Origin of the sequence: Phenylobacterium sp. (genome assembly GCF_044372605.1) — a bacterium.
Taxonomy (GTDB): domain Bacteria; phylum Pseudomonadota; class Alphaproteobacteria; order Caulobacterales; family Caulobacteraceae; genus Phenylobacterium.
The window spans coordinates 1-5,003 of sequence record NZ_JBILRO010000246.1 but is presented as its reverse complement, the minus strand read 5'-3'; the positions used below and the strand labels follow the sequence as shown (position 1 = coordinate 5,003).

At 66.7% G+C, this 5,003-nt stretch carries 3 protein-coding genes; 2 read left to right on the top strand and 1 reads right to left on the bottom strand.

Translation table 11 applies throughout. The annotated features are described in order from the left end of the window. A partial coding sequence (locus tag ACIQ42_RS15855) for a GMC family oxidoreductase (protein ID WP_397423213.1) occupies window positions 1-1,574 on the bottom strand: 1,574 nt, incomplete at its 3' end. 143 nt (window positions 1,575-1,717) lie between these two features. On the opposite strand from ACIQ42_RS15855, the gene ACIQ42_RS15850 reads away from it, so the two are divergent. Both ACIQ42_RS15850 and ACIQ42_RS15845 read left to right on the top strand, forming a co-directional pair. Beyond that, window positions 1,718-3,157 (top strand): MFS transporter, encoded by a 1,440-nt coding sequence (locus tag ACIQ42_RS15850; protein WP_397423212.1) that lies wholly within the window; start codon window positions 1,718-1,720, stop codon window positions 3,155-3,157. Between the two features lie 156 nt (window positions 3,158-3,313). Continuing rightward, a partial coding sequence (locus tag ACIQ42_RS15845; protein WP_397423211.1) for a redoxin domain-containing protein occupies window positions 3,314-5,003 on the top strand: 1,690 nt, incomplete at its 3' end.

The following is a 5,003-nucleotide window of genomic DNA, read 5'->3' as shown; positions in this document are numbered from 1 at the left end:
GGCGTGTTGGTGTTTCCAGACGTGATCGTCGGCATCACCGAGGCGTCGATCACCCGCAGGCCTTCCACCCCGATCACCCGCAGGCGCGCGTCCACCACCGCCATGGGGTCATCGCTCACCCCCATCCTCGCCGTGCCCACCGGGTGGAAGATGGTTGCGCCGATGTCGCCGGCGGCCTTGGCCAGGGCGGCCGCGTCGTCCCCGACCCCGGGGCCGGGCAGGTGCTCGGCCGGGCGAAAGGCCGCCAACGCCGGCTGGCCCATCAGGCGCCGCGTCACGCGGATGGCGTCGGCGGCGACCCGGCGGTCATCGTCCGTTGACAGATAGTTGGGGTCGATCACCGGAGCGTCGGCCGGGTCCGCCGAACGCAGCCCGATCGTCCCGCGTGAGGTGGGGCGAAGGTTGCAGGCCGCCACCGTCACTGCCGGAAACCGGTGCAGAGGCTCGCCGAACCGGTCCAGCGACAGCGGCTGCACATGGAACTGGATATTGGGCCGCGCATGGCCCGGGCCAGACGTCGTGAACAGTCCCAGCTGCGAGGGCGCCATCGTCAGCGGCCCACGCTGGAACAGGGCGTACTCCGCCCCCATCAGTCCCAGGCCGATCAGCGAGTGATAGGTCTCGTTCAACGTTTTCACGCCCGAGACCTTGTAGATCGCCCGCTGCTGCAGATGGTCCTGCAGGTTGCCGCCTACGCCGGGATGATCGCGCACCACGGCGATCCCGTGCCGCGCCAGCACTCCCGCCGGCCCCACGCCCGAGCGCTGCAGGATCATCGGCGAGCCCACCGACCCTGCGCACAGGATCACCTCGCCCCGCGCCCGCGCGTCCATCACCCGGCCGTTCTGGCGATAGCGCACGCCGGTGGCCCTCGATCCCTCGAACAGCACCCTGTCCGCCAGCACCCCGGTTTCCAGACGCAGATTGGCGCGATGTAGCACCGGCTTCAGAAACCCCCGCGCCGCCGACCAGCGGAAGCCCCGCTTCTGGTTCACATGGAACAGGCCGACGCCCGAATTGTCGCCGGTGTTGAAGTCGTCGGTGGCGGGTACGCCCATTTCCACCGCCGCCCGCGCGATGGCGTCCAGCACGGCCCAGCGCACCCGCGGCGCCTCCACCCGCCATTCTCCGCCCACGCCGTGGTGGTCGGTATCGCCCAGGAAGTGGTCGTCCAGCCGCCGAAACACCGGGGCCACGTCGCTCCAGCCCCAGCCGGTCAGGCCCAGGCTGCGCCAGTGGTCATAGTCCGCCGCCTGGCCGCGCATGGAGATCATGGCGTTGATCGCGGATGAGCCGCCCACCACCTTGCCGCGCGGATAGCTTATCGATCTTCCGTTCAGCCCGGCCTGCGGCTCGGTGGCGTACATCCAGTCCGAGCGTGGATTGCCGATGGCGAACAGGTAGCCCACCGGAATGTGGAACCACATCCAGTTGTCCCGCCCGCCGGCTTCCAGCAACAGCACCCGCGTCCTTGGGTCCGCCGACAGCCGGTTGGCCACCACGCACCCGGCCGAGCCTGCGCCCACCACGATGTAATCGTAGTCGCCGTCGAGGGGTTCTGTGGGCCGCGCCATCTGTCCTGTTTGCGCGGAATCGACCGCCTTCGCCAGAGGCGGCACAGCCCCTGCCGCTTTCGGTTCCCCGTGGCGAATTGACAAATCGACGAACTGCACCGCCACTGTCCTGGGGGAGATGCTTGACGTTGGGAGGCCCGTTCGTGGCGATCTTGGACGACAGTCTTGAACCGCCGAAGGCCAGTTTCCGCATCAAGCTGTTTTATGGGCTGGGCTCGGCCGCCCCGGGCGCGTTCAACGCGCTGGGCGCGCTGGCGATGTTTTTCTATAATCAGGTGATCGGGGTGCCGGCGGCGGTGGTGGCCCTGGCGCTGTCGGCTACGCTGTTCTCCGACGCCATCATGGATGTCGTGATCGGTAATGCCTCGGACCAGACGCGCACCCGTTGGGGTCGTCGCCACCCGTTCCTGATCGCCGGTCTCCTGCTGATCCCGATCGCTCTCTACTTCCGCTGGAGCCCGCCGCGGGACTGGGCAGCCGATTCGATGTTCTGGTATGTGCTGGCGACGGGCCTCTTCGTGAATGTGTCCTTCAGCATCTTCGAGATCGCCAGCAATGCTCTGGGCCCCGAGCTGGCCAAGGCCTACCACGACCGCACGGTGCTGATCGGCTATCGCTGGATGATCGGCGCGGGCACGTCGGCCCTGGCCACCGTGCTGATCTATGGCGTCTTCCTGCGCGCCACGCCGGAGCATCCGGTCGGCCAGTTGAATGTGGACGGCTACGGGCCGTTGTCGCTGACCATCTCGGTGATCATCGTCGCCTCAATTCTGGCGATGGCGTGGGGCACCCGCCACGCGATCCCGCATCTGTTCCAGCCGGTCGCCTTCGCCGAGCGGGCCAGCCTCAAGGTCCAGATCCAGCGCATGGGCAAGGCGCTCGGCAACCGCAACTTCCTGGTGGCGGTGGGCGCCGGTGTCTTTCTGGGCGTCGCGCTGGGCATGGAGGGCGGGCTACGCCTCTATTTCTACACCTTCCTCTGGGGCCTGAAGGCCAGCGACATCATGGTCCTGTCGCTTCTGGCCATCCCCACGCCAATTCTCGCCGCGATCATTGCGCCCCGTCTGGCCCAGCGGTTCGGCAAGAAGCCGGCCTGCCTTTCGCTGTTCACGGCCAGCATACTGATCACCCACCTGCCGATGTTGCTCAAGCTGACGGGCGTCCTGACCTGGGCCGCATCGCCGCAGCTTCTGATGCTGCTGGGCGGCTTCGCGTTTCTGGCGGGGGTTTGCATCATCGGCGGCTACATAATCGTCTCCTCGATGGTAGCCGACATCGTCGAGGATGTTCAGGCCCAGACCGGGGATCGCGCAGAGGGCCTGTTGATGACCGCCGACAGCCTGCCCAGCCGGATCGTCAACTCGATCTCGGTGGCGTTTCCCGGCCTGCTGCTGGCCTGGGCCGGATTTCCCGAGAAAGCCAAACCGGGCCCAGATACGCTGGCCATGATGGTGCAGGTCGGCTGGGTCTACATACCGCTGATGATCCTGGTCAGCGGGCTTAGCGTGGCCACCTGGACGCTCTACCGGATCGACAAGGCGACCCACGACGCCAACCTTCGCGCTGCTGCCAGGACAGACTGAGGCGACGCCTGTACGCAAAACGACCTTTGTGATGGTCGAGTCGAGTTCGATGACGGGTGCGTCATTTATTTGACAACACTTTATGGGCTATAGGATACCGCATATTCGGCGCTCCACCCTCGCGCCGTGTCCGTCTGTCCTCTCGGGAATCCGTCGATGCGCCGCGTTATGATCGCCTCTGCCCTGGGCCTCGCCCTCACCTTCGGCCTGGGCGCCGTCACCGCAGGCGCCAAGGCTCCGGCCACCGCCGCCGTGGCCACTCCGGCCCAGGTGGACAACTTCCGGCTGGTCACCGCCTCCGGCCACTCGCAGGACCTCTACCGCTATCAGGACGCCAAGGCCGTGGTGCTGGTGATGCACGCGGTGGGCAGCCCCGAGATTCGCAAGAACGCCGCCGCCCTTGCCGCCCTGCAGGCCGCCTATGGCTCGAAGGGCGTGCAGGTGATGCTGCTGAACTCCACCGCCAAGGATACCCGCGCCGCTGTGCTGGCCGAGGGCAAGGCGCTGGGTCTCAACCTGCCGGTTCTGATGGACGACAACCAGCTGGTCGGCGACCAGCTCGGCGCGTCCAAAGTCTCCGAAGTATTCGTGATCAACCCGCGCACATGGGCCGTGGCCTATCGTGGCCCGCTGAACGACGGCGGGAAGGCGGCCTGGGCGGCCAGGGCGATCGACGCCCTGATCGCCGGCCAGCCGGTGGCCATGGCGCAGCGTCCCGTCAAGGGCGCCGTCATCACCTTCCCCGACCGCAGCCCCGCCGCACAGGCCGCGTTCCAGAAGATCTCCTACGCCAACGACATCGTCCCGATCATCGAGCAGAAGTGTATCGCCTGCCACCAGGAGGGCGGCATCGCCCCCTTCGCCATGGACGGCTACGCCAAGGTCAAGGGCTTCGCCCCCATGATCCGCGAGGCCGTGCGCACCGATCGCATGCCGCCCTGGGACGTCGACCCCAAGGTCGGCCACTTCAAGGACGACAAGAGCCTGTCGCCCGCCCAGATCAAGACTCTGGTCCGCTGGATCGAAGCCGGCGCCCAGCGCGGCGACGGCCCGGACAAGCTGGCCGAGGTGCGCCACGTGGCCCCCGAGTGGCCGCTGGGCAAGCCCGATCTCGTGATCGAAATTCCGTCCTACACCATCCCGGCCAGCGGCATCGTCGACTACCAGTACCCGGTGATGGACAACCCCCTGACCGAGGGCCGCTGGCTCAAGGCCTCCACCGCCCGCGTTCAGCAGCGTCAGGCCGTGCACCATATCCTGTCAGGCTACATCCCGCCGGGCGCCAACAAGCAGGGCGGCATGGGCAACTGGGGTGGCAGTGTCGGCGGCTACACCGTCGGCATGGAAAGCATCGTTCAGCCTACCGACATCGGAACCTACATCCCGGCTGGCGGTTCCATCGGCTACCAGATGCACTACACCCCCTTCGGCAAGGAAGTGCTCTCCACCCAGCAGATCGGCCTCTATTTCTACAAGAACGGCGAGATGCCGAAGCTGATGATGCGCGAGAACACCATCGCCAACCTGTTCATCAAGATCCCGCCGAACGCCGAGGCCCACCGCGAGGTGGCCTACCTCGACTTCCCGCATGAGGCGCTGCTCTATTCGGCTGTGGTCCACGCCCACTACCGCGGCACCTATTCGGATCTGTCGATCCGCTATCCGGACGGCACGGAAAAGCAGCTCCTGAACGTGCCGCGCTACGACTTCAACTGGCAGCGGATGTATGAGTTCGCCGAGCCCATCAAGGTGCCCGCCGGCTCCAAGCTGATCGCCACCTACGTCTATGACAACTCGAAGCGCAACCCGGCCAACCCGGATCCCAGCAAGGAAATCACCTGGGGCG